Here is a 23,873-nt window from a genome sequence, read left to right on the forward strand (position 1 = left end):
CCGACTGGGGGCAGCGAGATGTCGCAGAGCTACGACCCGTACCGCTTGGCGAGTCCCGCGGTTTACCTGGTCAAGATCGTCATCTTCCTGGTGCTGGTGGCGCTGGTCGCCGCGATCCTCGCCAACCAGCTGCTGATCTTCTTCTGGGCCAACCCGTTCATCAACTCGCTGATCCTGCTGACGCTTTTCATCGGCATCATCTTGAGCTTCCGCCAGGTGATCCGGCTGTTCCCCGAGATCAACTGGGTGAACGCGCTGCAGGAGGGCCGCATGCCGGCGACCCAGCCTCGGCTTCTTGCCCCCGTGGCGAACCTCTTGCGCGACCGGCTTGGCGAAGCGGTGATCACGCCGTCCTCGATGCGCTCGATCCTCGATTCCGTCGGCAACCGCCTCGATGAAGCCAAGGACACCTCGCGCTATCTGACGGGCCTGCTGGTCTTCCTTGGCCTGCTCGGCACCTTCTATGGCTTGCTCGAAACCGTGACCCACGTCGCCTCGACCATCCAGGCACTGGACGCCACGGCGGGCGATACGGCGACGCTATTCTCCAATCTCAAGGACGGTCTCGCGGCGCCGCTCGGAGGCATGGGCACGGCGTTCTCCGCCTCGCTGCTCGGGCTTTCGGGCTCGCTGATCCTCGGCTTCCTCGACCTGCAGGCAAGCCAGGCGCAGAACGCCTTCTACACCGACCTCGAGGATTGGATGACCTCGATGACCGAACTCGACCACCCCGTCACCCAGATGCAGGCCACCGGGCTCGGCGTTTCCGGCGACGAGATGTCGGCAATGCTGGCGCAGTTCGGCTCCACCCTGCAGAACTCCGGCTCGTCGCAGAACGCCATCCGCGCCATGGCGGAGCTGGCGCGTGGCATCGACGGGCTGGTCAAGCACATCAAGGCCGAGCAGGAGGACCTGCGCGGCCACATCATCCAGCAGGGCGAAACCAACAAGAAGCTCCGCGAACTGATGGAAGCCATGCTGCGCGAGGGTGAATCCGACCGGCGGCCGAACTGATGGCAAGCTCCACGCGCTCTCGCCGCTCGCAGGTTACCAACTACTGGCCGGGCTTCGTCGACGCCCTCTCGAGCCTGTTGCTCGTCATCATTTTCCTGCTCTCGCTGTTCATGCTGAGCCAGTTCTTCCTCGGCCAGGAAATCAGCGGCAAGGACACGGCGATGAGCCGGCTCAACGCCCAGATCGCCGAGCTGACCGAGCTGCTGCAGCTCGAGAAGGTCAATTCCAGCGACCTCGAATCCACCATCGCCACGCTGACCGCGACGCTCTCCTCGGCAACCGGCGAACGTGACCAGCTGGCCGCGCAACTGGCGGGCATCGGTGCCGGCGGCGACGGCAAGGACGCGCAGATCGCCAAGCTCGAGTCCGATCTTACAGCCCAGGAGGACATGTCGCGCGAGGCGACGGCACAGGTGGCCCTACTCAACCAGCAGCTCGCGGCGCTCCGCACCCAGCTCGCCGCTCTCGAAGAGGCGTTGCAGGCGTCCGAAGCCACCGACACCGAGAACCGCACCCAGATCGCCGATCTCGGCCGCCGCCTGAACCTCGCGCTCGCCCAGCGCGTGCAGGATCTCAGCCGCTACCGCTCGGATTTCTTCGGCAAGCTGCGCGAGGTGCTCGAGGGCCGCGCCGACGTGCGCATCGTCGGCGACCGCTTCGTGTTCCAGTCCGAGGTGCTGTTCGGCGCCGGCGAGGCGACTATCTCGGATGCCGGCCGAACTGAAATGGCCAAGCTCGCCGCCGTGATCAAGGAACTCATCAGCCAGATTCCGGCCGACGTGAACTGGGTGCTGCGCATCGACGGCCACACCGACAAGCGCCCGATCAACACCCCGGAATTCCCGTCGAACTGGGAACTCTCGGCCGCCCGCGCCATTGCCGTGACTAAGTATTTCGTCGAGCAGGGCATTCCAGCCCAGCACCTCGTCGCTGCGGGTTTCGGTGATAGCCGCCCAATCGATACCGGCGACACCGAGGAAGCCTTCGCCAAGAACCGGCGGATCGAGTTCAAGCTTACTGACGGTTGAGCCTGGCGAGGGGTCGGGGCAGCCCTACTCCGCCACTTCCGGCTGCAGCTCAGCGCGAAACTGCAGCTTCGCCAGCTCAGCGTACTTGCCGCCCTTGCGCACCAGCTGCGTATGCGTGCCCTGGTCGATCAGCCGGCCCTTTTCGAGCACCAGGATGCGGTCGGCGTCGCGGATGGTGGCGAGCCGGTGCGCGATCACCAGGGTCGTCCGCCCCTCCATCAGCCGCTCCAGCGCCAGCTGCACGAGGCGCTCGCTTTCCGCGTCGAGTGCCGACGTAGCTTCGTCGAGCAACAGGATCGGCGCATCCTTGAGCAGGGCACGCGCGATCGCCAGCCGTTGCTTCTGGCCGCCCGACAGCATCACCCCGCGCTCGCCGACGATCGAATCGTAGCCATTGCTGAGTTCGCTGACATAGTCGTGTACCAGCGCCGCCTTCGAAGCGGCTTCGATCTCGGCGAACGTCGCCTCGGGCCGGCCGAAACGGATGTTGTCGGCGATGGTACCGGCAAAGATCGTCGGCTCCTGCTCGACATAGGCGAAGCGGCGGCGCAACTGCGCCGGCTCGACCTCGCGCACGTCGACGCCATCGACGAGGATGCGTCCCCCGGTCACGTCGTAGAAGCGCTGCACAAGCGCGAAGATCGTCGATTTGCCGGCGCCCGAGGCACCGACCAGCGCCACCGTCTCGCCGTGGGCCACCGAGAAATTCATGTCCTGGATCACCTTCGCGCTGTCGCGCGTCTCGTAGGCGAAGCGCACGTCCTCGAACGCCACCGTGCCGAGCGGCGGCACCGGCAGCGCCACGGGATTGGCCGGCGGCTTGATCGCGGGCTCGGTGTCGAGGATCTCGACCAGCCGCTCGGTGGCGCCGGCAACCGTCTGCAGCAGCCCCATGATCTCGGAGAGATTGGTCAGCGCGCTGCTGGCCATCAACGCATAGATCATGAACTGCGCCAGCTCGCCGACGGTGACGACGCCGGTGAACACCGCATTGGCGCCCCACCACACCAGCACCACGAGCGCGGTCGTGGAGAGGAACAACAGCCCGCCCAGCAGCGCCGCACGCGCGCCCAGCCGGCTGACCTCGGCCTCGAACGATTCCTCGGCATGCGAGCCGTAGAGCCGTGATTGCTCCGGCTCCTGCACGAAGCTCTTGATCGTTTTGCTGGCCCCCAGCACCTCGGTGGCCATCGCCGACATATCGGCCAGCGCATCCTGGGTGCGCCGCGACATCCGCCGCAGCCGGCGCGCATAGAGCAGCACGGGAATGAGGATCGCCGGCCCGACGACCACGATGGTCAGCGCCAGATAGGGGCTGGTGAGAAACATCAGCGTCACCGCGCCGACCAGCGTCACCGCGCCGCGCAGCATGATCGACAGGCTCGAGCCGATCGCACCGCGGATCGTCGCCACGTCGCCGTTGAGGCGCGAGGTGAGCTCGCCCACCCGGTGCAGGTCGAAGAACGTCGCGTCGAGCGTCAGCAGGTGATCGAACACCTTGCGCCGCAAGTCCGTGAGCACGCGCTCACCGAGCATCGAAATGTAGTAGAACCGCCCGGCGCTCGCCAACGCCATCACCAGCGCCACGACGATAGCGAGGATGCCGTATTGGCCCACCATCGAGAGGTTCCGTTCAACGAACCCCTTATCGATAATGCTGCCCGCCAGCGACGGGATCACCAGCGAGGATGTGGCCGAGACCAGCAGGAAACCGATGGTCAGCGCCAAGCGCCATGGATACTTGAAGACAAAAGGCATCAGCCGGCGGATGGGCCTGAGGTCCCGTCGTCCGGCCTTGAGGGCTTCGCCCTTATCGCCCAACTTGCCAGTCGAGCCGGCCGGAGCGGTGCTGCGCATCGTACTTTTCAAAGTGCCATCGATATAGGCAGGTGGCGAGCGCGCCGCAACCGAATTGCCTCCCTGCGACATCGCGCGGCTTCCCCTTGCGCTGGACCGGGATTTTCTCTATGAACCCGGCCAATCCGAATTGATAGTTTCGTCCGGGCGCCGCGGCGCCCGTTTGATTTGAGGCAGCGCCATGAAGAACGACATCCACCCCGACTACCACATGATCACCGTGGCGATGACCAACGGCACGACCTACCAGACCCGTTCGACCTACGGCAAGGAAGGCGACACGCTGCAGCTCGACATCGATCCGACCACGCACCCGGCCTGGACCGGCGTGCAGGGCAACCTGATGGACCGCGGCGGCCGCGTCACCCGCTTCAAGGACAAGTTCAAGGGCCTCGGCTTCTAAGCCTGACGGTACCGACGAATGCAAAAGCCCGGCCATTGCGCCGGGCTTTTGTTTTCGGCAAGCTCGTCGGGGGTGGGGGACGTCGAGCGATGAACAGTCGCTTCCACAAATTGCTGGCCGCTGCTCTGGTTGCCGCCACCGTCGGCTCGCCCGGCGCGGGCTTCGCCGATGACTCGACAGTGGTCGATTCGAGATTCTTGGCCTTCGCCCATCACAACGTCGAGCGTATTCCCGATGGGCAAATCTATGTCGGGTCTCCACACGTCATACCGGTCGCGGACTGGGCCCGCGCGGCGGAGATTGAAGCCCACCTCACGCTGCTGGCCACGGAGGGGTTTGCCGACGAACCGCTTGGCCCCGATATCGTTATTATCAACCGTCGGTCAGACGATATGGAGCTGGCCTTTACCGCTTTCGCGACAACGCTCCGTGACATGGGACTCGATCCCATCGAAACCGAGCGACTGTGGTCCAGCTCTATGGCCGCAGCACCTTGCGTCCCGCTCTATCCCAGGGAATACCTAGCCATTCTCTCGGTGAACGACCTGCAGCAGGCCGTGGCTTGCGCCAGCGAGGCGCTTTATCGGTTGCGGGGCGTCGGCACGTCCTATGCCACGTTCGCCGATCTCCGTGCATCAGACGACACTCGCGCAGCCGACGAGATGCTTGCCGGGGCCCTGGCGCGATGCGCAACGCTGGGCTGGATGGACAGCACGGTGCGGAACTGCGTCTTCGACCGCCTTGTCGGCAAAGCCGAATTGCGAAGACCGCACCCACGGCGGCGCTAGCGGCTATTCCTTCAATCGCCCGAACGCCGCCTTGAGCCGCGCCAACTGGTCGGCGATGCCACCCTCGCCGGTCGTTGCGTATTCCGGCACGCCGCCGCGCTCGAGCTTGTCGAACTGCTGCACGCGGTCGAACAGGCGGTCGCCTTTGGTGATGAAGGTGCGAAGCCGCTCCGGCAGATCGGCATAGCCGGGGCCGCCGCGATCGGAGGGGGTGGCTGAGAAGCGCACCTTTTCCTTCTCGGTACGGGCATTCTCGGCGGTAAGTTCGCCCTCGTTGACGGCGCGTTGCAGCAGCAGCCACGAGGCGAGCTGCATCAGCCGCGTGGTGAGCCGCATGCTCTCGGTGGCATAGACGAACGAGGCCTCGCGCGGCAGGCCGCGGCTTTCCGCCCGGCCGTCGCCATCGAGATAGGACGCGACCTCTTCGATCAGCACCATGCCCTCGCGATAGAGCATGTCGAACCCGCCGGACGCGACGATCCGCGGCCCGATGGCCACCGGCTTCTGCTTTTGCCTGCTGTCGTCCACGCTGTTGCCCGGTAACGGAGAAAATCTGTGGCCGGCGCATTCAGCCGGTTAACTCTGTTGTGCGCCCACCCCGGTTGCCGTTGGCTTAACGGTTTGATGGCTGCAGCACAAAAGAAAAGAGCCGTCGAAACGGCTCTCGAAAGTTAACAGGGAGGCGTCAAACAGAGGGAGAAACCACTCTGCAAATCCAGAGAACTGGACAGCCTTTAAGTTAACTCGGAAGTGTTAATTCGAGGTTAACGAGACTCGCTTTCTTAACCTTGGCAAATCGTGACCATGCCGGCGACGCTGCCACCGGCCAGCCGCCGACGATTGCTGACATTGGCTGTCAGGAGCAGTCGGGCAAAGGGAAGGAGTTGACCATCCCGTCCTTTAGGAGGCCCGCATGACGCAAGCCCAGATCAACCACGTTCCCGCCGGCAAGCACGCCGTGACCCCGTACCTCGTGACCAAAGGGGTCGAAAAGCTTCTCGAATTCATCGCGGCGGCCTTCGATGCCGACATCTACCTGAAGGTGCCGAACGCCAATGACACGATTGGCCACGCCGAGGCGCGCATCGGCGACTCTGTCATCATGGCCTTTGACGCCAAGCCGCACTGGGTCGACACGCCCAGCTTCCTCTGCCTGTACGTCGCCGATGTCGATGCTACCTATGCGAAGGCGCTGGCGGCGGGCGCGGTTTCAGTAACCGCGTTGGCGACGTCGAAGATCATCGGCGACCGCGGCGCGCGGGTGCGCGACCCGCTCGGCAACATCTGGTGGCTGCAGACCCACCTGGAGGATGTCACACCCGAGGAGATGGCCCGGCGCTTCGGCGACCCCACCGAACTTGCGACGATGCGCCAGGCGCAGGATTCGTTCGAAGCCGAGATGGACCGGCGATCGGGGCAATAACGACGGCTCAGAACTTGAACAGCGAATCCGCTTCCGTCCGGGTTTTCTGGCGTGCGGCGATGGCCTGCTCGAGGCGCGCGATTTCGGCTTTCAGCATGCCGATGCGTTCCTCGAGCTCCTCCACCGACATGGTGTCGATGGGCATGCCGACTTCGTGCCCTCTGGGCTTCTTGACCTCGTCGTCACCGAACATGATGTTCTCCCGGCTTGGCTTTTCCCGAATTTTAGCCCTCCTGAGACGCCACGCAACCCTGGCTCCCGGCTTGCTGATCAGCGATTGCCAGCCGGCCTCGGCTCGTCCTAGCTAAGGACATGCCGATCCCAGCCGAAATGACCGCCATTTCCATTACCGAATTCGGCGACCCCGAGGTGCTGCAGCCGGTGCGACTGCCCGTGCCGCAGCCCGGTCCTGGCGAGGTGCTGATCCGAGTCGCCGCCGCCGGTCTCAACGCCCCCGATCTCGGCCAGCGCCGCGGCACCTACAACCCGCCGCCAGACGCCTCCCCCCTGCCCGGCCTCGAGGTCGGCGGCGAGATCGCCGCGCTCGGCAAGGGCGTGCGCGGCTGGTCGCTGGGCGATCCCGTGGTGGCGCTGACCCATGGCGGTGGCTATGCCGAGTATGTCGCGGTGCCTGCCGGCCAAGTGCTGCCACTGCCCACCGGCTGGTCGATGGCCGCCGGCGCCGCCCTGCCCGAAACCCTCTTCACCATCGAGCAAACCCTGGTGATGCGTGCCGGTGTGGGACCCGGCATGGACGTGCTGATCCACGGCGCGGCCGGCGGCATCGGCGGCGCCGCCATCCAGATCGCGAAACTCCACGGCGCCCGCCCCATCGCTATCGTCTCCGGTTCCGAGAAGGCCGCCTACGCCCGCAGCCTCGGCGCGACCGACACCATCGATCGCGCCACCGAGGACTTCGTCGCCCGCACGCTGTCGATCACCGGCGGCAAGGGCGCTGACCGCATCGTCGACATTGTCGGCGGCGACGCGCTGGAAAAGAACATCCGCGCCTCCGCGCGCTTCGGCCACATCGTCATCGTCTCGACGCTGGCGGGGCCGAAATCCGAGATCAACGCCAGTCACATTCTGATGAAGCAGCTGACCCTCTCTGGCTCGACCCTGAGGCCACAGACCCGCGAGGTGAAGGCGACAATCGCCCGCAGCCTGATCAAGACCGTGTGGCCGGCGCTGGCCGACGGCCGCGTCGTCCGCCCGCGCATCCGCGCCGTGCCCCTCACCGAGGCCTCTCGCGGCCACGTCGAACTCGAGAAAGCCAGCAACTACGGCAAGCTGATCCTCGTCACCCCGTGGGGCGAAACTCAGATGAACAGTTCGGCAGATGGCGACAATCCGATTGAATCGGCCTGAGTCCGCGCGTATATAGGCAGCAATTATTCCCCCTCATTACGAACCACGAGGCGGGGCGACCGGAAGAACCCGGCCGCGCCTCAAGGAGAGATTTATCATGGCCACGCCCCTTCTGATGCCCAAGGCAACCGCCGTCTGGCTGGTCGACAACACCGCGCTCTCGTTCGAGCAGATCGCCGCCTTCTGCGGCTTGCATCCGCTTGAAGTGCAGGGCGTCGCCGATGGTGATGTGGCCAGCGGCATCATGGGTGTGAACCCGCTGCAGAACGGCCAACTGACCCGCGAGGAGATCGAGAAGGCAGAAGCCGACCCGAACTATCGCATGAAGATCTCGGACCCCAAGGTCCGCGTCGCCGCGCCCAAGCGCAAGGGCCCGCGCTACACCCCGATCTCGCGCCGCAACGAGCGCCCGAACGCCATCAAGTGGCTGCTGCGCAACCATCCCGAAATGAAGGATGCGCAGATCATGCGGCTGGTCGGCACCACCAAGTCGACCATCGACGCCGTGCGTGACGGCGCCCACTGGAACAACGCCAACATCACCCCGATGGACCCGGTGACCCTCGGGCTCGCCAGCCAGATCGATCTCGATCTCGAAGTGAGCCGTGCCTCCAAGGGCGCCGCCAGCGGTGAGGTCGCCGAGGAAGGCACCATGCTGCTCACCGCCGAAGAGGCGCTGGCAGGGGCGCACGGCCGCGCCGGCATGGATCGCACCGAAGACGAGGACGGCGTCGAGCGCCGCCCGGAGCGCGAGGAAGAGATCGACGCCGATTCGGTGTTCGCCAAGCTGAAGTCGCTGAAGGGCGATACCGACGAGTAAGACTGGACGCGAGCAGCGGATATGGAAACCAACCTGCTGCTCGCCATTTTCGTCCTCCTGGCAGCGACAGTGCTGCTGGTCCCGCTGTTCAAGTGGGCGGGCCTCGGCACCATCCTGGGCTACCTCGCTGCCGGCATCCTGATCGGCCCCTACGGGCTGTCGCTGGTTTCCGATACCGACCTGATCCACCAGGTCGCCGAGTTCGGCATCGTCATGATGCTGTTCCTCATCGGCCTAGAGGTCGATGGCAGCGAACTCTGGCGCATGCGCCACAAGGTGTTCGGCCTGGGGCTCACTCAGATGGCGGCGACCAGCGCTGTCATTGCAGCGCTGGCGCGGCTGATCGGCTTCGCCTGGGCCGACGCGGTAGTGGTTGGCCTGGCGCTTGCAATGAGCTCCACCGCCATCGCCATGCAGTCGGTCGACCAGCGTAACATCACCAAGACCGATACGGGCCGCGCCTCGCTTGCCATTCTGCTCGTGCAGGATGTGGCGGTGATCCCCGTCCTGGCCCTCATCCCGCTGCTCACCTCGATGGGTGGCTCGCCGATCGAGGCGATCGGCGAGGATGTGCTGCAGGCGGTCGACAACCCGATCGACTGGTGGCTGGCGCTGGTCGTGATCGGAGCCTTTATCGCCGCGCTGTTCGGGTCGCGCTTCGTGATCCGGCCGCTGATGAGGTGGCTCGCCCGCACCCGGGTGCCGGAGGCTTTCACCGCTTTTGCGCTGGCACTGGTGATCGGCGCCGCCCTGGTCACCGAGAGCCTGGGGCTGTCGCCTGCGCTTGGCGCCTTCCTCGGCGGCGTGCTGCTGGCCGACAGCGAATACCGCCACGAGCTTGAGAGCAATTTGCAGCCGTTCAAGGGGCTGTTGCTCGGGCTGTTCTTCATCACGGTAGGCATGTCGATCGCCTTCAACGTGGTGATCGAAGACCCCCTGGTGGTGCTGGCGCTGGTCGTGGCGCTGATCGGGCTGAAGATGCTGGTGTTGTTCGTCCTCGCCACCTTTTTCAAGATGCACATAGCTGAGCGCCTGCTGCTCGCCATCCTCCTCAGCCAGGCCGGCGAGTTTGCTTTCGTCGTCCTGCAGTTCGCCCGCACTGCCGGTAACCTGTCGGGGCCGGAAGTCGAACTGCTGACCGTAGTCGTGGCGCTGTCGATGGCGGTGACGCCGTTCCTGATCTTCCTTTACGACCGGCTGTGGGCGCCGCGCCTCAATGCCCCGGCCGACGAAGACGACCTGCCGCCCGGACCCACTGTCGACGACCCACACGACAAGGTCATCGTCCTCGGCTATGGCCGCTTCGGTCAGATCGTCACCCGGCTGCTGCGCGCCCAGGGCTTCGAGATGACGCTGATCGATGACGATCCGGCGCAGATCGAGCTGGTGAAGCGCTTCGGCGTGAAGGTGTTCTACGGCGACGGCGGCCGCATCGAGATCCTGCGCGCTGCGGGCGCCGACCAGGCCAAGATGATTGTCATTGCGGTCGCCGGCGGCGATCGCATCCTCGGGATCGCCGAACTGATCCGCCGCAACTTCCCCGACGTCATCATTGCGGCGCGCGCTGTCGACCGCTCCCACGCCCACGACCTGATGGCGCTCGGCGTCCACGTCATCGAGCGCGAGACCTTCCGGGCCGCGATCAAGCTCGGTGAGCAAGCGCTGGTCGCGCTAGGCCAGGAAGAAGACGAAGCCAGCCGCGTCGCCAATGCCTTCGAAAAGCACGACACCCGCATGCTGCACGAGAGTTACGCCGTGCGCCACGACCAAGCCGCCTATATCGGCTTCGTGCGCCGCTCCACCGAGATGCTGGATGCGGTGATGAAGGCGGATCGGGAGCAGTCGGCTGCCCCCGGCGATGCTGCTGAAGGCGATATTGACAAGCCGGCGCCGCGAGCGTCCGACTAGCGCCGCGTTTTTCCCTCCGGTTCCCCTTTCCCCATGCCCGAACTCTACTTCTGGACCGTCGCGGTCCTCGCGGTCTTCATTGTTGCCTTGAGCAAATCGGGTCTGCTGGGAAGCCTCGGCATGGTCGCGGTGCCGATGATGTCGCTGGTGATGCCGGCGCGCGATGCCGCCGGCATGCTGCTGCCGCTGCTGCTGGTGATGGACGCCATTGCCATCTGGACCTACCGCAAGGATGCTGACTGGCGCATCCTCAGGATCATGCTGCCTGGCGCCATGGTCGGCACGCTGGTCGGCTGGGCGCTGTGGAGCTTCGTCAGCGACGCCATGGTGCTGCTGTTCATCGGCATCATCACCCTGCTGTTCATCCTCGATGCGCTGCTGCCGATCAGGAAGAAACTCGAGGGCCTGCCGCCGTCAAAACCCTGGGGCGCGTTCTGGGGCGGCTTTGCCGGCTTCACCAGCTTCATCAGCCATACCGGTGGGCCGCCGTTCCAGATCTACGTGCTGCCGCAGCGCCTGACGCCGGTGATCTATTCGGGCACCACCGCCTTCTTCTTCGCCATCGTCAATACGGCTAAACTGGTCCCGTATTTCTTCCTCGGCCAGCTCAACGTCGCCAATCTCGAGCGCGCCGCCATCCTTGCTCCGCTGGCCGTGGTCGGCGTGATGATCGGCGTCTGGCTGGTGCGCCGCATCTCGGTGAAGCGTTTTTACCAACTGACCTACTGGCTGGTGTTCCTGCTGTCGCTGAAACTGATCTATGATGGGGCCGTGGGCGTGTTCTTCGTCGGCGCCACGGCTGCCTGAGGGGGCAAGAGCAACCAGATGAGCATCGACTATCGCCTCGATCATATCGCGCTGCTGGTTCGTGATCTCGACGAGACGGCTAAGTTCCTCACCGAGGTGCTGCAGGTCCGCGAAGTGCCCGATCCGATGGGCGGCACTCACATCCGCTGGTTCGAGTTCGGCAACAGCCAGCGTTTCCACATCCAGGCGGGCGACGTCAGCAGAACGCACGTGGAAAAGCGCACGCACTTCGCGCTTTCCGCCCCTAACTTCGAGGCCGTCCTGGCGCATCTGCGCGCGCTGGGCGCCCCGTTCTCCGACATGCAGGGCACCCCGGGCGCGGTCAACACCCGCCCCGACGGCATGCGCGCCGTATTCCTCCAGGACCCCAACGGCTACTGGTTCGAAATCAACGACTTCAGGTAGCTGGCGGCTGCCCGACCAGGGTCTACTCGCGCCAACCGCCGGGCACGAAAAAAGGCCGCGGCGCTTGCCGTGGCCCTCACAACTGCATGGGATTCTATCGTTTCCTCAGGCTTCGCTGAGCATCCGTGTCAGCTCGTCCTTGATCTCCAGTTTCTTCCGCTTCAGTGCCGCGACGTACAAGTCATCGTGGCTGGGGTGGCTCATTTCATCCTCGATCTTCCGGTCTAGTTCCCGGTGACGCCGCTCGAGCGATTCGACGTGGCCTTCAGTCGTCATGACAACTCCTCTCCAGCTTTCTTCGACGCCCTGATCGTCACAAAAATTTCACGCGCTGTCGACGTGCAACCGTGCAACACCCATCCGGCGGTGCAAAATCAGGTGCAAATCCCCGACCGATCGGCTAACCCTTTGATGCAGGCCATTCCGCCTCGCTGAGGGACTCCGTCAACCGCTGCGATGCTGCCGCTTACCAAGGAACAAGAAGCTGCGCTCGGTCTGGAACTGGCTGCAAAACGCCAGGAACATGCCGATCTCGACGCCGCGATCCACACCCTCTCCGCCTCCGGTTATTCCGACCAGATGCTGATCCAGCGCATGAAAAAGCGGAAGCTGACGCTGAAGGATCGCATCGTGCAGCTCGAGAACATCCTGCTCCCCGACATCATCGCCTGAGCCGCTCTGCGTCCTGACGTCGCGCTCCACAATCGCAAATGGCCGTGCTAGGAAGCTGGACCGACCAGCGGTCGGTCCTAGCGCGCGACTGTCCTTGGGAGGGCGGAATGCCGTTTCCTCGTATCGTGAAATCCGCACCGGCCCGGCGCGACGAAATCCTTGATGCCGCCCAGCGCCTGTTTGCCGGCAACGGCTACGACGCGACGTCGGTCAACCAGATCATCGTTGCCGTCGGCGTGTCGAAGGGGGCGTTCTACCACCACTTCGAATCGAAAGAGGACCTGGTCGAGGCCCTCGCCTGCCGCTATGCGCGACAGACCGCGGCGCTGACCGAGCAGGAACTCTCCGACCCCACGCTTGATGCCTTCTCCAAGCTCACCGGGTTCCTTGGCACCATGCGTCGCCACAAGACGGAGACGGCCGCCGAGTTGCGCGCCACGTTCGAGCCGATGTTCCGGGCCGAGAACCTGCAGCTGTTCGAGCGCACGCAGCGCGCCGTGACCGAAGTGGTGCAGCCGATTCTCACCCGCATCATCGTCGAAGGCGTCGCCGAGCAGACCTTCGATACGCCCGATCCGGAAGGCGCAGCCGAGACCATCATGCATTTGATGACCTCCAACCGCCAACTGATCGTCGAGCTGTATCAAACCCGCGACCGGCTGCATTTCGAGCGCCTGGCGCAGCGCCTGCTGGCCAAGATGGAGTATCTGGGCACCGTCATCGATCGCATTCTTGGCCTGCCCGAGGGCAGTATCGAACTCGCCGATCGCAACTCTCTCGACGTGCTGGCCTGCGCGCTTGATCGGCCGCCGACCGCTGCCTGACCGCTTGCGCTCCGCGGCGCTGCCACCTATGGGTGACAACTTGAGTGCCGCGCCTTCCGGGGGACCAAAGTGCCGACCTCGCCACCCGTCGCCATCATCATGGGCAGCCAGTCCGACTGGCCCAACCTGCGCCATGCCGCCGAGACGCTAGACGCGCTGAAGATCGACTACGAAGCGCGCATCATCTCGGCGCACCGCACGCCCGACCGGATGTACGAATTCGCCAAGGGCGCCAAGGCCGAAGGCTTCCAGGTGATCATCGCCTCGGCCGGCGGCGCTGCCCACTTGCCCGGCATGGTCGCCGCGCTGACCCCCCTGCCTGTGCTAGGTGTACCCGCCCAGACCGCAGCGCTGGGTGGCGAGGACAGCCTGCTGTCGATCGTCCAGATGCCGCCGGGCATTCCGGTCGGCACACTCGCCATCGGGCGCGCGGGCGCCATCAACGCTGCACTGCTGGCCGCCGCCATCCTTGCCTTGTCCGACCCCGAGATCGCCTCGGCGCTCGATGATTTCCGCGCCGACCAGACCGCTTCCATCCCCGAGTTCCCATCCGACGATGTCTGACGCCCGTCCGCTGCCGCAGGGCAGCACCATCGGTATCCTTGGCGGCGGCCAACTCGGCCGCATGCTGGCCCTCGCCGCCGCCCGCTTGGGCATGAAGACCCACATCTACTGCCCGGATCCCGAGAGCCCGGCCTTCGACGTGACGCCGCTGAAGACCGTCGCTACCTATGACGACGAGGACGCCCTCGCCGCCTTTGCCGCGAGCGTCGACGTCGTCACCTACGAGTTCGAGAACGTACCGGCGAAGACCGCCGCATTCCTCGCCAACCTGAAGCCGCTCCGGCCGGGCGCCAATGCGCTGGCGGTGTCGCAGGACCGGCTGGCGGAAAAGGCCTTCCTCACCATCAACCGCATCCCGGTAGCGCCGTTTGCCGCCATCACCGACCTCGACCGGCTCGAGGCCGAGCTTGAAGAGATCGGCGCCCCGGCGGTGCTGAAGACCACCCGCCTCGGTTACGACGGCAAGGGCCAGCGCATCGTCCGCAACATGGAGGACGCGGCTCTCGCCTGGGAACTGCTGTCGCCCAAGCCGCTGGTGCTCGAGGCCTTCATCGAGTTCGAAAAGGAAATCTCGGTGGTCGTGGCGCGCAACGCGCTGGGCGAGGTCGCCGCCTTCGACCCCGCCGAGAATGTCCACCGCGACCACATCCTCAAGACCAGTACGGTGCCGGCCGACATCACTGGCAAGACCGCGAATAAGGCCGGCGAAATTGCCAAGACCATCGCGGCGGCCCTCGACTACGTTGGCGTGCTCGGCGTCGAGTTCTTCGTGCTGCCGGGCGGCAAGCTGCTGGTCAACGAGATCGCCCCGCGTGTGCACAATTCCGGCCACTGGACCGAGGCGGTGGCCATCACTGACCAGTTCGAGCAGCACATCCGTGCGGTCCTCAACTGGCCGCTGGGCGACCCCGCCCGCATGGCCGATGTGGTGATGGAAAACCTGATCGGCGACGAGATCGCAGCGATTCCCGAGCGGCTCGGGCCGGCCGTCAAGCCGCACGCCTACGGCAAGGCTGAGTCGCGCCGCGGACGGAAAATGGGCCACATCAACCGGGTTGCATTGAAAAAGCGCGCGAAATGAGCGATTTCGCGTGGCTGCCGGTGTGGACAAGCCGTTTCGATTGGCCTATATAGCCGCCCACGAATGACCGGTTCAGCCGGTCGGCGCTCCTTTGGGGCGTTCACATCAAACAGTTCTGACGTATTACGAAGGGCGGTTGCGCTTGCAAGTAGTTGTTCGCGATAACAATGTTGACCAGGCGCTGCGCGCACTGAAGAAGAAGCTCCAGCGCGAAGGCGTCTTCCGCGAGATGAAGCTTCGCAACTACTACGAGAAGCCGTCCGAGAAGAAGGCGCGCCAGAAGGCCGAGGCCGTGCGCCGCGCCCGTAAGCTCGCTCGCAAGCGCGCCCAGCGCGAAGGCGGCCTGCCCGCTCCGGCGGCTGCTGCCCGCCCCGCGCGCCCGTAAGAGCGCGTTCAGATTTGGTTCAGGAACGCCGCCTCACAAGGGCGGCGTTTTTGTTACGTACCGCCAGAATTCGCCCACACTTGTGCAGTCTCTGCGCAACCGGATGAGGCCTTGTGCCGTTGGCGGCAACGGATAGACTCCCGATCCACTCAGGGTCGACTAAAAACGCGTCAAACATTGAGGACTCCAATCATGAAGAAGTTCATCGCCGCGGCCCTCGCCGCTGTCATGCTGATGTCTGCCGGCGCCGCCCAGGCCGCCACTCAGGTGAAGGTGGGCGTGCTCTCCTGCTCCGTCGAAGCCGGTATCGGCTTCATCATCGGCTCGTCCAAGGACATGACCTGCCGCTTCAAGCGCGACGGCTACAAGACCGAAAAGTACCACGGCAACATCAAGAAGCTCGGCATCGACATCGGCGTCACCGGCCGCACCGAGATCGTCTGGCTGGTGTTCTCCGCCTCCAACACCAAGTACGGCAAGGGTTCGCTGGCAGGCACCTATGTCGGCGGCTCGGCTGAAGCCACCATCGGCGTCGGCCTCGGCGGCAACTGGCTGATCGGCGGCTCGCGCAAGGGCTTTGCCCTGCAGCCCTGGTCGATCCAGGGCCAGACCGGCCTCAACTACTCGGTCGCCTTCTCGGGCCTGACCCTGTACTGAGCCGGCGCACCGCGCTGGAGTTTGAAACGCCGGTCCCTTGGGCCGGCGTTTTCTTTTGGGCTGGTGGCTGTGGACCCCCACCCCTGTCCCCTCCCCGCAAAGGGGAGGGAGACGCTTTCACAAGTGCCAGTGTTCTGGTCCCCTCCCCGGGTGAAGGTCGGCTTGCGCCGGCAGATGAGCTCTAGCGCGCCGCCTCAACCCGCTCGAAGAACGTTCTCGCCCTGCCCCAGATGCCACGATCCCATAGGTCGCTGTGGCCGGCGCCGGGTTCGATCCACAGCTCATCCTTGTGCGGCGCCAGCACGTACACCCGCTCGCCGTGGCTGACCCCGATGGTGCGATCGGCCGTGCCATGCGCCACGTAGACCGGCTCAGTCACGTCCTTGATCCACTGGTCTACCGGGAACTGATCGAACATCAGCAGCCCGACTGGCAGGAACCAGTAGCGGTCCGCCGCGACCGACACCGCCGAGTCGAACGGTGTCTCGAGCAGCAGCGCATCGGCGTCCCGCCGGCTTGCCACGTACGTCGCCGGCCCCGAGCCAAGGGAGCGCCCCCAGAGGACGATTGGAAAGCCCTTGGCCGCCGCCCAATCGAAGGCGGCAAGAGCATCGGCCAGGATATGCTCCTCGGTCACCTCACCCGCCGAGCCGGGGAAGCCGCGATAGTCGAAGGCGAGGAAGCCATAGCCATCCGCAACGAACGCTTCGTAGCGCTCGTGCTCGCGTGAAAAGCTCTCGGCATTGCCGCGGAAGTAGAGGATCAGCGGCTTGCCCCCGGTGGGCGGCTGATACCAGCCGGCGACGGCCGAGCCGTCGGCACTCGGGATGCTGACGAGCTCCGCCTGCGGCAGCTTCGTCTCGCTCAGCGCGAACATCCGCCCACCGCGCTCGTACTGGAAGTCGCGCTGGAAAAAGTACATCACGCCCAGCACGATAAGGTAGGCGAGCACCACAACGATGCCCACGCCGACCGCGATCCGCCTCAGCCACTTCATGCCCTGCCCTCCATTGCGAAGGGCATGCCATGCGGATGGCGACAGGGCAATGTCAGCCCTGCGCCGCCAGCTTCTCGGGGTCGAGTGCGTATTCGAAGGCGCGGGCGAACACCTCGTCAGGCTGGCAGCCGGAGACCGCGAACTTGTTGTCGAACACGAAGAACGGCACGCCCTGGATGCCCTGCTGCGCCGCGGTGACCGCCAGCTCGTGGGTGATCGCCAACTCGCGTGGGTCGCGCACCGCGTCCAGCGCCTCGGCATGGGTGAAGCCGTGCTGCTCGGCGATGCCTGCCAGCACCTCGTCATCGTTGATCAGCTGGTGATCCATGAAATAGGCCCAGGCAATGGCATTGGCCAGCGCATGCTGCGTGCCCTTGGCCTTGGCGAGCCGCACCAGCGTGTGGCCCTTGCGCGTCGGGAACGAGCGCGGCTGCTGGCTGAGATCGAGGTCGATGCCGGACTTGCGGGCTTCGCCCTCCACCCGCGCCCACATCTCCTTGGGATCGCGGCCATACTTCTCGCGCAGCATGTCGGCGACGACGACGCCTTCGTCGGGCGTGTTCGGGTCGAGATAGAACGGATGGTTCTCGACCTCGACCACCACATCGTCCGGCAGCCCCGCGATCGCCTGGTCGAGCCGCGCTGAGCCGACGAGGCACCACGGGCAGACAGTATCGGTGAACAGGTCGATCTTGACGGTGCGGGCCACGGCGATCCTCATTGGCTGAACCGGCCACACATGGCCGCGGAACCTCGGCGGCGCAAGAACGCACACCGAGGTAACTAGCATCCGCTCGCCTGCCTATCCCAAGTGAGATAGGACAGCAGAGCCGACATATGTCGGCTCGGCTTTATGAACGCGGATGAAGGCTAGTTGAACGCCATTACCGCGCTGATCACGATGCCGGCCATGGCGAGGCGCGTGATCCAGCCCATGACGCGCGGGCTGATGGTGCCCGGCTTGGTGACGGCGCCGATGATCATCGCAACGAGCACGACGGCCACCAGCCCCATCTTGATGAAGAACCAGACGCTCTGCCCTTCGAACCCACCGTAGCGGACAAAGACCATCGAGATGCCGGTGATGAGCAGCAGGCCGAACGCGATGCGCGCGTTGATCATCAGTTGCTTGCCGATGCCGCCCAATAGCGGCCGGCTATCCAGCGTGGCCAGCGCCATTCGGCTGCCAACCAGAGGCGCCGCGATTGTAGTGGCGATCCCCAGGCCGAAGGCCGCGAGGTGGACGATGAGGAGGAAATTGAAGACGAGATCCATGGCTGCCGAGCCCCTTTTCCAGTGAAGGAGCCAAGGGATACGACCTCAAGCGAAGTTGAGGTCAACAGGGATTCGTCGGGAGGTCAGTTCGTCCGCGTCTCGATATCGCCCTTGAGATGCATTGCCTTGCGCAACTGGCGGATGTGCAGCGGCAGCTCATCTTCAGACTTGCCGGCGTAGCTCTTGTGCCAGGTCCAGTAGAGCGTGTGAGTGACAAAGCGGTTGAGGATAGGCGGCCAGCCGGGGCGCTTGATCTTGACGTCGTACTCTTCGATCCCTGGGCCGAACACCGGCTGCAGCGGCCCCGACACGATGTCGCCGAACAGCGGAAACCAGTGGATGTCGTAAAGATTGGTCCAGCGCACGGCCGAAAACGCCGCGGCGAAATGGGCAAACGGTCCACTCTCACCAAGCATGTAGCTGGCCTTCGGGCTTGGCCGGTCCGGCCGAGGCGGTGCCGAGGAGAGCCCGCGCTCCCCGAACTCGCGCTCAAGGGCCGCCTTGTCGTCCTTGAGCAGGAACTCGGCATGGCCGAGTGCCGCCCCCATGGTGATGAAATCCGAGATGCGGAAATTGATGCCGCCCAGCACCATCGCCTCGAACATCAGGCTTTGCTGTTTCTGGAACTCGGCAAGGTCGAAGGGTTTGCGTTGCTCCTCGGCAGTACCCCACCAGGCCTTGACCGCCTCGTCGATCTTCTCCAGCGGCTCCTTCACACCGGCCACCGCCGGCCGCAGGTGGCTGGGCCCCTCCGCCTGCCAGTAAAGCTGGATGAGATCGTAGGCGATAATGGTGCCAAGGCTGTGGGCCACGACGATGACGCGCTCATAGTACGGCCGTACCTCGCCACCGCTGCGATCGACCTTCTCGTGCAGCGCTCGCAACAGATCGAGGCCACGCTTGCGGACCTGCTGCCGCTTGTCGACAGTCGCCGGCGTCGCCCGGACATAGCGCACGACGTCGCCGACATAGGGCGCGATGATGCCGCCGAGCAGCGCTGCAGCAACGATCGCGAAGATGCCTGACCAAACCTTGACGCTGCTTAGCGTCTCGACCGGCGCAAACAGCAACACGAGCCCGGCACCGACCAGCGCCAGTGGCATGCCAACCCTCACGCGCGCCAGCTTGCGCGCCCCGACAAATCGTACGGCCAAGGCGAGGATACCGAGGCCGGCAACGACAACGCCGAGCCACCCGTGATTGCCCGCCAGCCAGGCGGTGATGCCAGCCAGCATGCCATTCGCCATGGCGCTGGTGGGATCGAGCGTCGCCAAGGTGTTGAGTATGACGGCGATGGTGATCGCCCATAGCGCGAGGAACGCGATCCAGACGCGCACGCTGCGCGGCACCGCCCATGGTGAGCGCAGGATCAGGCCGCGCACCCATGCGTAGACCGCCTCGATCGGCGTTCCCTGCATGATGTCGGCCCAGTAGAACTCGTAGAAATCCGTGCGCAGCCGGTCATTGGTGCGCGGCTGGGTCGAGATCTTGCGCAACTCCGACGAGCCGGTCGCGGTGTCGGGCACCGTCCAGACCTGGTTGACCTCGCCCAGATCGGGATCCTCGACGGGCTTGGCACCGAGCCGGTCGTCGCGCTGATAGACGGTTTCGACAAAGCTCCGCATGGTCTCGAGCGGAACCTGCTCGCCCATACCGTGGATAACCAATACCGCTTGCCGGCGCGTCTTCCACGTTCTGCGCCGATTTCCCTCAGCCATTCCCGTCCCCCATTTGGCCCGGAGGAGATGACAATAAGAGATAAGTAATAGGGCCGCCTCACGGCGACCCTAGACTAGTAACCGGCGTTGATCAAATGCCCGGTTAGTGCCCGAGCGCCTTGACGATATCTTCGGTGACCTTCTTGGCATCGCCGAACAACATCATGGTGTTGTCGCGGAAGAACAGCTCGTTCTGGACGCCGGCATAACCCGCCGCCATGCCGCGCTTGATGAACAGCACTGTGCCGGCGTCTTCGACGTTGAGCACCGGCATGCCGTAGATCGGCGAGGTCTTGTCGGTCTTGGCTGCCGGGTTGGTGACGTCGTTGGCGCCGATTACGAAGGCCACGTCGGTCTGCGCGAACTCGGAGTTGATGTCCTCGAGCTCGAACACTTCGTCGTAGGGCACGTTGGCTTCGGCCAGCAGCACGTTCATGTGGCCGGGCATGCGACCGGCCACCGGATGGATGGCATACTTCACTTCGACGCCCTCGGCCTTCAAGAGGTCCGCCATTTCACGCAGCGCGTGCTGCGCCTGGGCGACCGCCATGCCGTAGCCAGGGACGATGATGACCTTGCCGGCGTTCTTCATCATGAAGGCTGCGTCGTCGGACGAGCCCTGCTTGACCGGCCGCGTCTCTTCCTCGCCCGAGCCGCCGGCAGCCGCATCGCCACCGAAACCGCCGAGGATCACCGAGATGAAGCTGCGGTTCATCGCCTTGCACATGATGTACGAGAGGATGGCACCCGAAGAGCCGACCAGTGCGCCGGTGATGATCAGCGCGGTATTGCCCAGCGTGAAGCCGATGCCCGCTGCTGCCCAGCCCGAGTACGAGTTGAGCATCGAGACGACCACCGGCATGTCGGCGCCGCCGATCGGGATGATCATCAGCCCGCCAAGCACCAGCGCCACGACGGTGATGGCCCAGAACCAGATCGGATCGACGGTAACCGCGAAGGCCCAGATCAGCACCAGCAGTAAGAGGCCGAGGGCGATGTGGATAATGTGGCGGAACGGCAGGATAATCGGCTTGCCGCTCATGTTGCCATTGAGCTTGGCGAAGGCGATGACCGAGCCGGTGAAGGTGAAGGCGCCAATGGCAACGCCGAGGCTCATCTCGACGATCGCCTGCGCGTGGATATGGCCCACAGCACCGATGCCGAAGGCCTCCGGCGCGTAGAGCGCCGCGGCGGCGACGAACACCGCCGCGAGGCCGACCAGCGAGTGGAACGCGGCGACCAACTGCGGCATGTCGGTCATCTTGACCTTGCGCGCCAGCACGGCGCCGATGCCGCCGCCGACCGCGAGGCCGCCGATGATCAGCACCCAGCTCAGCCAATCGGAAACACCGGCCACCAGCAGCGTGGTGACGATGGCGATGCCCATGCCGACCATGCCGAAGGTGTTGCCCTGCCGCGACGAGGCGGGGCTGGAGAGCCCGCGCAGCGCCAGGATGAAGAGGACGCCGGAGACCAGGTAGAGAACGGCGGCGAGACTGGCGTCGATCATTCTGTAACAGGCTCCATGCTGCCCGTGGGGAACGCCACGTCGGCGAAGGCGGGGTAGACTTCCTTGAGGATCGCGACCTGTGGCGCGTCCTGAACGCGGACCAAGTACCAGGTGTCACCATCTAGCAGGCCGAGGGTCGATGACGTGACCTTGACCGTCCCGCCAGCCTCGCCGAGGTCCATCACCGTCTCGGTTGGAATCAGGGCGTACGGCGTACCATCGGCGAGTAAGATGATTTCAGCCCCATCCAGGTCCATCGCGAATGAAACGATGGTGATGGACTTAAGCATCTCAGCCATCTGCTGCTGCGCAGCAGCGACCGCTTGATCGACAGTAAAGCCAAAGTTGGCGGCGATCCCGGCCAACACCTTGGGTGGGATAACACCCATCACCCCGGTCATGTCGTTCGCGGTGACCGCTGCATCATAGCTTTCGAGCCGTGCTGCTAGCGAAGCATGCTGGTCGACGGTCAGTTCGACGGCAAAGCTTGGCAGCGCCAGCGCCAGGGTCATGCCTAGCGTGGCGAAGAAACGAGTGAAAAGGGCCATCAGCGGTTCCCCGCCTTGCCGGCTGGGGCTTCCTTCTTCTTGTACATCGCCAGCATGCGCTGGGTGACAAGGAAGCCACCGAAGATGTTGACGCTGGCCAGCACCAAAGCGAGGAAGCCGAACAGCTTCGACACCCAGTTGCTGTCGGCCGCGAGCGGCACGCCCACGGCGAGCAGTGCACCCACCACGATCACCGAGGAGATGGCGTTGGTCACCGACATCAGCGGCGTATGCAGCGCCGGGGTGACGCTCCACACCACATAGTAGCCCACCGCGATGGCGAGCACGAAGATCGAGAGGCGGAAGACGAACGGGTCGATCGCCCCACCGGTCGCGACGCTGACCGCGGCGGTGATGGCGTCCGCGGTGTGTGCTGCGGTCTGTTCCATTTACTTCTTCCCCTTGACGGTCGCGGGCTTGGCGGCAGGTTTCGCAACGGCCGGCTTTGCCGCGGCCTTCTTGGGCGCCGCAGCCTTGGCGACGGGGGCGACGACGGGCGCCGCCTTCTTCGCCTTGCCGCCCACGGCCTTGGCAACCGCGGCAGTCTTCACCGGTGCGGCGGGGGCAGGCTCAGCTTTCGGAGCAGCGACCTTCTTCGGCGCGACGGCCTTGCCGGTAGCGCCGGTCTTCTTCGGCTCGGCAACCCTCGCTGCGGCAGGCTTGGCGGCGGGCGCGGCGTCGAACTTGATGTTGGGGTGGACGATGGCGCCGTCACGGGTGAGCACGGTGGCCTTCACCAACTCGTCGTCCCAGTTCACCGCCAGCTTCTTCTCTTTCTTGTCGATCAGCGTTTCGAGGAAGGAGACGAGGTTACGCGAGAACAGCTGGCTGGCCGAAGTGGCAAGGCGGCCGGCGACGTTGGTAAAGCCGATGATGGTGACGCCATTGCCGGTGGTAATGGTCTTGCCCGGCTGGGTCAGCTCGATATTGCCGCCACGCTCCGCCGCGAGATCGACCAGCACCGAACCCGGGGCCATCGACTCCACCATCGCCTTGGTCACCAGCTTGGGTGCCGGGCGGCCGGGGATCAGCGCCGTGGTGATGACGATGTCCTGCTTGGCGATGTGGCCGGCGACCAGCTCGGCCTGCGCCGCCTGCTCGTCCTTGGTCAACTCGCGGGCATAGCCGCCCGCACCCGACGCATCTTTCAGCGCGTCAGTCATGATGAACTTGCCACCCAGCGACGCCACCTGCTCGGCAGCCGCCGCACGCACGTCCGTGGCGGTGACCACGGCGCCGAGGCGCTTGGCCGTGGCGATCGCCTGCAGCCCGGCGACGCCGGCGCCCATGACGAACACCTTGGCGGGGCGGATCGTGCCGGCCGCGGTCATCATCATCGGCATGGCGCGATCGAACGCGCCGGCGGCATCGATCACCGCCTGGTAGCCGGCAAGGTTCGCCTGGCTCGAGAGAATGTCCATCACCTGGGCGCGGGTGATACGCGGCATGAATTCCATGGCGATGGCGGTGACGCCGGCCTTGGCCAGCGCGGCGATCTCGCCTTCGTTGCCGTAGGGGTCCATCGCGCCGATTACCAGTGCACCGGCGGCAGCGCCGGACAGGACGGCCGCACCCGGTCGGCGCACCGTCAACACGATGTCGGCGCCCTTTACCGTCGCGGCCGCTGCGCCGACGGTGGCGCCGGCCGCCACATAGTCGGCATCGGGAAAGCGCGCGAGTTCGCCCGCCCCGGCCTCGATGGCAACGCTAGCGCCCAGCCCGATCAGCTTGGCGACCGTTTCAGGCGTCGCCGCGACGCGCGTCTCGCCTTCGGCGCGTTCCCGCAACACTGCAATCTTCATGAACGTCTCCAGAGCGTCA

General features: G+C 65.0%; 28 protein-coding genes. 16 read left to right on the forward strand and 12 right to left on the reverse strand.

Annotated elements, in window-relative coordinates; genetic code table 11:
- Window positions 1–18: 18 nt before the first annotated feature.
- Both AC1DYL_RS11245 and AC1DYL_RS11250 read left to right on the forward strand, forming a co-directional pair.
- The gene (locus AC1DYL_RS11245; protein ID WP_477149856.1) at window positions 19–1,014 is read left to right on the forward strand and encodes a flagellar motor protein MotA; all 996 of its coding nucleotides are present in this window, start codon (window positions 19–21) and stop codon (window positions 1,012–1,014) included.
- Window positions 1,014–2,042, forward strand: a complete 1,029-nt coding sequence (locus AC1DYL_RS11250; protein WP_477157092.1) for a peptidoglycan -binding protein — start codon at window positions 1,014–1,016, stop codon at window positions 2,040–2,042. The genes AC1DYL_RS11245 and AC1DYL_RS11250 overlap by 1 nt, the downstream gene beginning before the upstream one ends.
- Before the next feature lie 24 nt (window positions 2,043–2,066).
- Here the strand turns inward: AC1DYL_RS11250 and AC1DYL_RS11255 are convergent, their stop codons facing one another.
- Window positions 2,067–3,899: an ABC transporter transmembrane domain-containing protein gene (locus AC1DYL_RS11255; protein WP_477173201.1), complete on the reverse strand. Its 1,833-nt coding sequence runs from the start codon at window positions 3,897–3,899 to the stop codon at window positions 2,067–2,069.
- 181 nt (window positions 3,900–4,080) lie between these two features.
- On the opposite strand from AC1DYL_RS11255, the gene rpmE reads away from it, so the two are divergent.
- Both rpmE and AC1DYL_RS11265 read left to right on the forward strand, forming a co-directional pair.
- Window positions 4,081–4,302, forward strand: coding sequence for a 50S ribosomal protein L31 (gene rpmE / locus AC1DYL_RS11260; protein WP_055046196.1), 222 nt, complete (start codon window positions 4,081–4,083; stop codon window positions 4,300–4,302).
- 89 nt (window positions 4,303–4,391) lie between these two features.
- Window positions 4,392–5,090 carry a hypothetical protein gene (locus AC1DYL_RS11265; RefSeq protein WP_477173202.1) on the forward strand — a complete coding sequence of 233 codons (699 nt, stop codon included), beginning with the start codon at window positions 4,392–4,394 and terminating at the stop codon, window positions 5,088–5,090.
- 3 nt (window positions 5,091–5,093) lie between these two features.
- On the opposite strand, the gene rcdA is transcribed toward AC1DYL_RS11265, so the two are convergent.
- The gene (gene rcdA / locus AC1DYL_RS11270) at window positions 5,094–5,618 is read right to left on the reverse strand and encodes a protease adaptor protein RcdA (protein WP_477149859.1); all 525 of its coding nucleotides are present in this window, start codon (window positions 5,616–5,618) and stop codon (window positions 5,094–5,096) included.
- 385 nt (window positions 5,619–6,003) lie between these two features.
- Here rcdA and AC1DYL_RS11275 point away from each other — a divergent pair, with 385 nt between their 5' ends.
- Window positions 6,004–6,513 carry a VOC family protein gene (locus AC1DYL_RS11275; protein ID WP_477173203.1) on the forward strand — a complete coding sequence of 170 codons (510 nt, stop codon included), beginning with the start codon at window positions 6,004–6,006 and terminating at the stop codon, window positions 6,511–6,513.
- A 7-nt stretch (window positions 6,514–6,520) separates the two neighbouring features.
- On the opposite strand, the gene AC1DYL_RS11280 is transcribed toward AC1DYL_RS11275, so the two are convergent.
- The gene (locus tag AC1DYL_RS11280) at window positions 6,521–6,706 is read right to left on the reverse strand and encodes a DUF1192 domain-containing protein (RefSeq protein ID WP_477149861.1); all 186 of its coding nucleotides are present in this window, start codon (window positions 6,704–6,706) and stop codon (window positions 6,521–6,523) included.
- 137 nt (window positions 6,707–6,843) lie between these two features.
- On the opposite strand from AC1DYL_RS11280, the gene AC1DYL_RS11285 reads away from it, so the two are divergent.
- The 5 genes from AC1DYL_RS11285 (at window position 6,844) to AC1DYL_RS11305 (ending at window position 11,821) form a co-directional block, all read left to right on the forward strand.
- On the forward strand, window positions 6,844–7,881 hold the full coding sequence (locus AC1DYL_RS11285; protein ID WP_477173204.1) for an NAD(P)H-quinone oxidoreductase: 1,038 nt from the start codon (window positions 6,844–6,846) through the stop codon (window positions 7,879–7,881).
- 97 nt (window positions 7,882–7,978) lie between these two features.
- Entirely contained in the window at window positions 7,979–8,701 is a 723-nt protein-coding gene (locus AC1DYL_RS11290) for a DUF1013 domain-containing protein (protein ID WP_477149863.1), read from the forward strand.
- A 21-nt stretch (window positions 8,702–8,722) separates the two neighbouring features.
- Window positions 8,723–10,609 (forward strand): monovalent cation:proton antiporter-2 (CPA2) family protein, encoded by a 1,887-nt coding sequence (locus AC1DYL_RS11295; RefSeq protein ID WP_477173205.1) that lies wholly within the window; start codon window positions 8,723–8,725, stop codon window positions 10,607–10,609.
- 33 nt (window positions 10,610–10,642) lie between these two features.
- A complete protein-coding gene (locus AC1DYL_RS11300) occupies window positions 10,643–11,416 on the forward strand; it encodes a sulfite exporter TauE/SafE family protein (protein ID WP_477149865.1) in 774 nt (257 codons plus the stop codon).
- Between the two features lie 18 nt (window positions 11,417–11,434).
- A complete protein-coding gene (locus AC1DYL_RS11305; RefSeq protein ID WP_477149866.1) occupies window positions 11,435–11,821 on the forward strand; it encodes a VOC family protein in 387 nt (128 codons plus the stop codon).
- 105 nt (window positions 11,822–11,926) lie between these two features.
- Here the strand turns inward: AC1DYL_RS11305 and AC1DYL_RS11310 are convergent, their stop codons facing one another.
- Window positions 11,927–12,097, reverse strand: a complete 171-nt coding sequence (locus AC1DYL_RS11310; protein ID WP_069909386.1) for a YdcH family protein — start codon at window positions 12,095–12,097, stop codon at window positions 11,927–11,929.
- A gap of 180 nt (window positions 12,098–12,277) precedes the next feature.
- Between AC1DYL_RS11310 and AC1DYL_RS11315 the strand changes: the two genes are divergently transcribed.
- From AC1DYL_RS11315 to AC1DYL_RS11340, 6 genes are all read left to right on the forward strand, one after another.
- Entirely contained in the window at window positions 12,278–12,493 is a 216-nt protein-coding gene (locus AC1DYL_RS11315) for a YdcH family protein (RefSeq protein WP_477149868.1), read from the forward strand.
- Window positions 12,494–12,600: 107 nt separating this feature from the next.
- Window positions 12,601–13,317 carry a TetR/AcrR family transcriptional regulator gene (locus AC1DYL_RS11320; protein WP_477149869.1) on the forward strand — a complete coding sequence of 239 codons (717 nt, stop codon included), beginning with the start codon at window positions 12,601–12,603 and terminating at the stop codon, window positions 13,315–13,317.
- Between the two features lie 99 nt (window positions 13,318–13,416).
- A complete protein-coding gene (gene purE, locus AC1DYL_RS11325; RefSeq protein WP_477157169.1) occupies window positions 13,417–13,881 on the forward strand; it encodes a 5-(carboxyamino)imidazole ribonucleotide mutase in 465 nt (154 codons plus the stop codon).
- Window positions 13,874–14,962, forward strand: coding sequence for a 5-(carboxyamino)imidazole ribonucleotide synthase (locus AC1DYL_RS11330; protein WP_477173206.1), 1,089 nt, complete (start codon window positions 13,874–13,876; stop codon window positions 14,960–14,962). Before purE ends, AC1DYL_RS11330 begins: the two co-directional genes overlap by 8 nt.
- Before the next feature lie 142 nt (window positions 14,963–15,104).
- Window positions 15,105–15,347 (forward strand): 30S ribosomal protein S21, encoded by a 243-nt coding sequence (gene rpsU, locus AC1DYL_RS11335; RefSeq protein WP_055046207.1) that lies wholly within the window; start codon window positions 15,105–15,107, stop codon window positions 15,345–15,347.
- 192 nt (window positions 15,348–15,539) lie between these two features.
- Window positions 15,540–16,004, forward strand: coding sequence for a DUF992 domain-containing protein (locus AC1DYL_RS11340; RefSeq protein ID WP_477149871.1), 465 nt, complete (start codon window positions 15,540–15,542; stop codon window positions 16,002–16,004).
- 181 nt (window positions 16,005–16,185) lie between these two features.
- Here the strand turns inward: AC1DYL_RS11340 and AC1DYL_RS11345 are convergent, their stop codons facing one another.
- The 8 genes from AC1DYL_RS11345 to AC1DYL_RS11380 form a co-directional block, all read right to left on the reverse strand.
- The gene (locus AC1DYL_RS11345; RefSeq protein WP_477173207.1) at window positions 16,186–17,001 is read right to left on the reverse strand and encodes an alpha/beta hydrolase; all 816 of its coding nucleotides are present in this window, start codon (window positions 16,999–17,001) and stop codon (window positions 16,186–16,188) included.
- A gap of 52 nt (window positions 17,002–17,053) precedes the next feature.
- Window positions 17,054–17,710 carry a DsbA family oxidoreductase gene (locus tag AC1DYL_RS11350; RefSeq protein WP_477149873.1) on the reverse strand — a complete coding sequence of 219 codons (657 nt, stop codon included), beginning with the start codon at window positions 17,708–17,710 and terminating at the stop codon, window positions 17,054–17,056.
- Window positions 17,711–17,871: 161 nt separating this feature from the next.
- Window positions 17,872–18,276 carry a hypothetical protein gene (locus tag AC1DYL_RS11355; RefSeq protein WP_477173208.1) on the reverse strand — a complete coding sequence of 135 codons (405 nt, stop codon included), beginning with the start codon at window positions 18,274–18,276 and terminating at the stop codon, window positions 17,872–17,874.
- An 83-nt stretch (window positions 18,277–18,359) separates the two neighbouring features.
- On the reverse strand, window positions 18,360–19,928 hold the full coding sequence (locus AC1DYL_RS11360) for a hypothetical protein (RefSeq protein ID WP_477173209.1): 1,569 nt from the start codon (window positions 19,926–19,928) through the stop codon (window positions 18,360–18,362).
- A 169-nt stretch (window positions 19,929–20,097) separates the two neighbouring features.
- Entirely contained in the window at window positions 20,098–21,501 is a 1,404-nt protein-coding gene (locus AC1DYL_RS11365) for an NAD(P)(+) transhydrogenase (Re/Si-specific) subunit beta (protein ID WP_477157170.1), read from the reverse strand.
- Window positions 21,501–22,052 (reverse strand): hypothetical protein, encoded by a 552-nt coding sequence (locus tag AC1DYL_RS11370; RefSeq protein ID WP_477173210.1) that lies wholly within the window; start codon window positions 22,050–22,052, stop codon window positions 21,501–21,503. Before AC1DYL_RS11370 ends, AC1DYL_RS11365 begins: the two co-directional genes overlap by 1 nt.
- Window positions 22,052–22,441: an NAD(P) transhydrogenase subunit alpha part 2 gene (locus tag AC1DYL_RS11375; RefSeq protein WP_477157105.1), complete on the reverse strand. Its 390-nt coding sequence runs from the start codon at window positions 22,439–22,441 to the stop codon at window positions 22,052–22,054. The genes AC1DYL_RS11370 and AC1DYL_RS11375 overlap by 1 nt, the downstream gene beginning before the upstream one ends.
- Window positions 22,442–23,854 carry a Re/Si-specific NAD(P)(+) transhydrogenase subunit alpha gene (locus AC1DYL_RS11380; RefSeq protein WP_477173211.1) on the reverse strand — a complete coding sequence of 471 codons (1,413 nt, stop codon included), beginning with the start codon at window positions 23,852–23,854 and terminating at the stop codon, window positions 22,442–22,444. It lies immediately after the preceding gene.
- Window positions 23,855–23,873 lie beyond the last annotated feature (19 nt).

Source organism: Devosia sp. P1_H9 (assembly GCF_056405135.1).

What these genes read in the sequence shown, in the direction of transcription:
- AC1DYL_RS11285 (WP_477173204.1), top strand. Translation starts at nt 6,844, where the DNA reads ATGACCGCCATTTCCATTACCGAATTCGGCGACCCCGAGGTGCTGCAG.
- AC1DYL_RS11255 (WP_477173201.1), bottom strand. Translation starts at nt 3,899, where the DNA reads ATGCGCAGCACCGCTCCGGCCGGCTCGACTGGCAAGTTGGGCGATAAG.
- AC1DYL_RS11275 (WP_477173203.1), top strand. Translation starts at nt 6,004, where the DNA reads ATGACGCAAGCCCAGATCAACCACGTTCCCGCCGGCAAGCACGCCGTG.
- AC1DYL_RS11265 (WP_477173202.1), top strand. Translation starts at nt 4,392, where the DNA reads ATGAACAGTCGCTTCCACAAATTGCTGGCCGCTGCTCTGGTTGCCGCC.
- AC1DYL_RS11305 (WP_477149866.1), top strand. Translation starts at nt 11,435, where the DNA reads ATGAGCATCGACTATCGCCTCGATCATATCGCGCTGCTGGTTCGTGAT.
- AC1DYL_RS11310 (WP_069909386.1), bottom strand. Translation starts at nt 12,097, where the DNA reads ATGACGACTGAAGGCCACGTCGAATCGCTCGAGCGGCGTCACCGGGAA.
- AC1DYL_RS11280 (WP_477149861.1), bottom strand. Translation starts at nt 6,706, where the DNA reads ATGTTCGGTGACGACGAGGTCAAGAAGCCCAGAGGGCACGAAGTCGGC.
- AC1DYL_RS11295 (WP_477173205.1), top strand. Translation starts at nt 8,723, where the DNA reads ATGGAAACCAACCTGCTGCTCGCCATTTTCGTCCTCCTGGCAGCGACA.
- AC1DYL_RS11320 (WP_477149869.1), top strand. Translation starts at nt 12,601, where the DNA reads ATGCCGTTTCCTCGTATCGTGAAATCCGCACCGGCCCGGCGCGACGAA.
- AC1DYL_RS11290 (WP_477149863.1), top strand. Translation starts at nt 7,979, where the DNA reads ATGGCCACGCCCCTTCTGATGCCCAAGGCAACCGCCGTCTGGCTGGTC.
- AC1DYL_RS11340 (WP_477149871.1), top strand. Translation starts at nt 15,540, where the DNA reads ATGAAGAAGTTCATCGCCGCGGCCCTCGCCGCTGTCATGCTGATGTCT.
- AC1DYL_RS11330 (WP_477173206.1), top strand. Translation starts at nt 13,874, where the DNA reads ATGTCTGACGCCCGTCCGCTGCCGCAGGGCAGCACCATCGGTATCCTT.
- AC1DYL_RS11355 (WP_477173208.1), bottom strand. Translation starts at nt 18,276, where the DNA reads ATGGATCTCGTCTTCAATTTCCTCCTCATCGTCCACCTCGCGGCCTTC.
- AC1DYL_RS11345 (WP_477173207.1), bottom strand. Translation starts at nt 17,001, where the DNA reads ATGAAGTGGCTGAGGCGGATCGCGGTCGGCGTGGGCATCGTTGTGGTG.
- AC1DYL_RS11370 (WP_477173210.1), bottom strand. Translation starts at nt 22,052, where the DNA reads ATGGCCCTTTTCACTCGTTTCTTCGCCACGCTAGGCATGACCCTGGCG.
- AC1DYL_RS11300 (WP_477149865.1), top strand. Translation starts at nt 10,643, where the DNA reads ATGCCCGAACTCTACTTCTGGACCGTCGCGGTCCTCGCGGTCTTCATT.
- purE (WP_477157169.1), top strand. Translation starts at nt 13,417, where the DNA reads ATGGGCAGCCAGTCCGACTGGCCCAACCTGCGCCATGCCGCCGAGACG.
- AC1DYL_RS11245 (WP_477149856.1), top strand. Translation starts at nt 19, where the DNA reads ATGTCGCAGAGCTACGACCCGTACCGCTTGGCGAGTCCCGCGGTTTAC.
- rpmE (WP_055046196.1), top strand. Translation starts at nt 4,081, where the DNA reads ATGAAGAACGACATCCACCCCGACTACCACATGATCACCGTGGCGATG.
- AC1DYL_RS11315 (WP_477149868.1), top strand. Translation starts at nt 12,278, where the DNA reads ATGCTGCCGCTTACCAAGGAACAAGAAGCTGCGCTCGGTCTGGAACTG.
- AC1DYL_RS11375 (WP_477157105.1), bottom strand. Translation starts at nt 22,441, where the DNA reads ATGGAACAGACCGCAGCACACACCGCGGACGCCATCACCGCCGCGGTC.
- AC1DYL_RS11250 (WP_477157092.1), top strand. Translation starts at nt 1,014, where the DNA reads ATGGCAAGCTCCACGCGCTCTCGCCGCTCGCAGGTTACCAACTACTGG.
- AC1DYL_RS11380 (WP_477173211.1), bottom strand. Translation starts at nt 23,854, where the DNA reads ATGAAGATTGCAGTGTTGCGGGAACGCGCCGAAGGCGAGACGCGCGTC.
- AC1DYL_RS11360 (WP_477173209.1), bottom strand. Translation starts at nt 19,928, where the DNA reads ATGGGCGAGCAGGTTCCGCTCGAGACCATGCGGAGCTTTGTCGAAACC.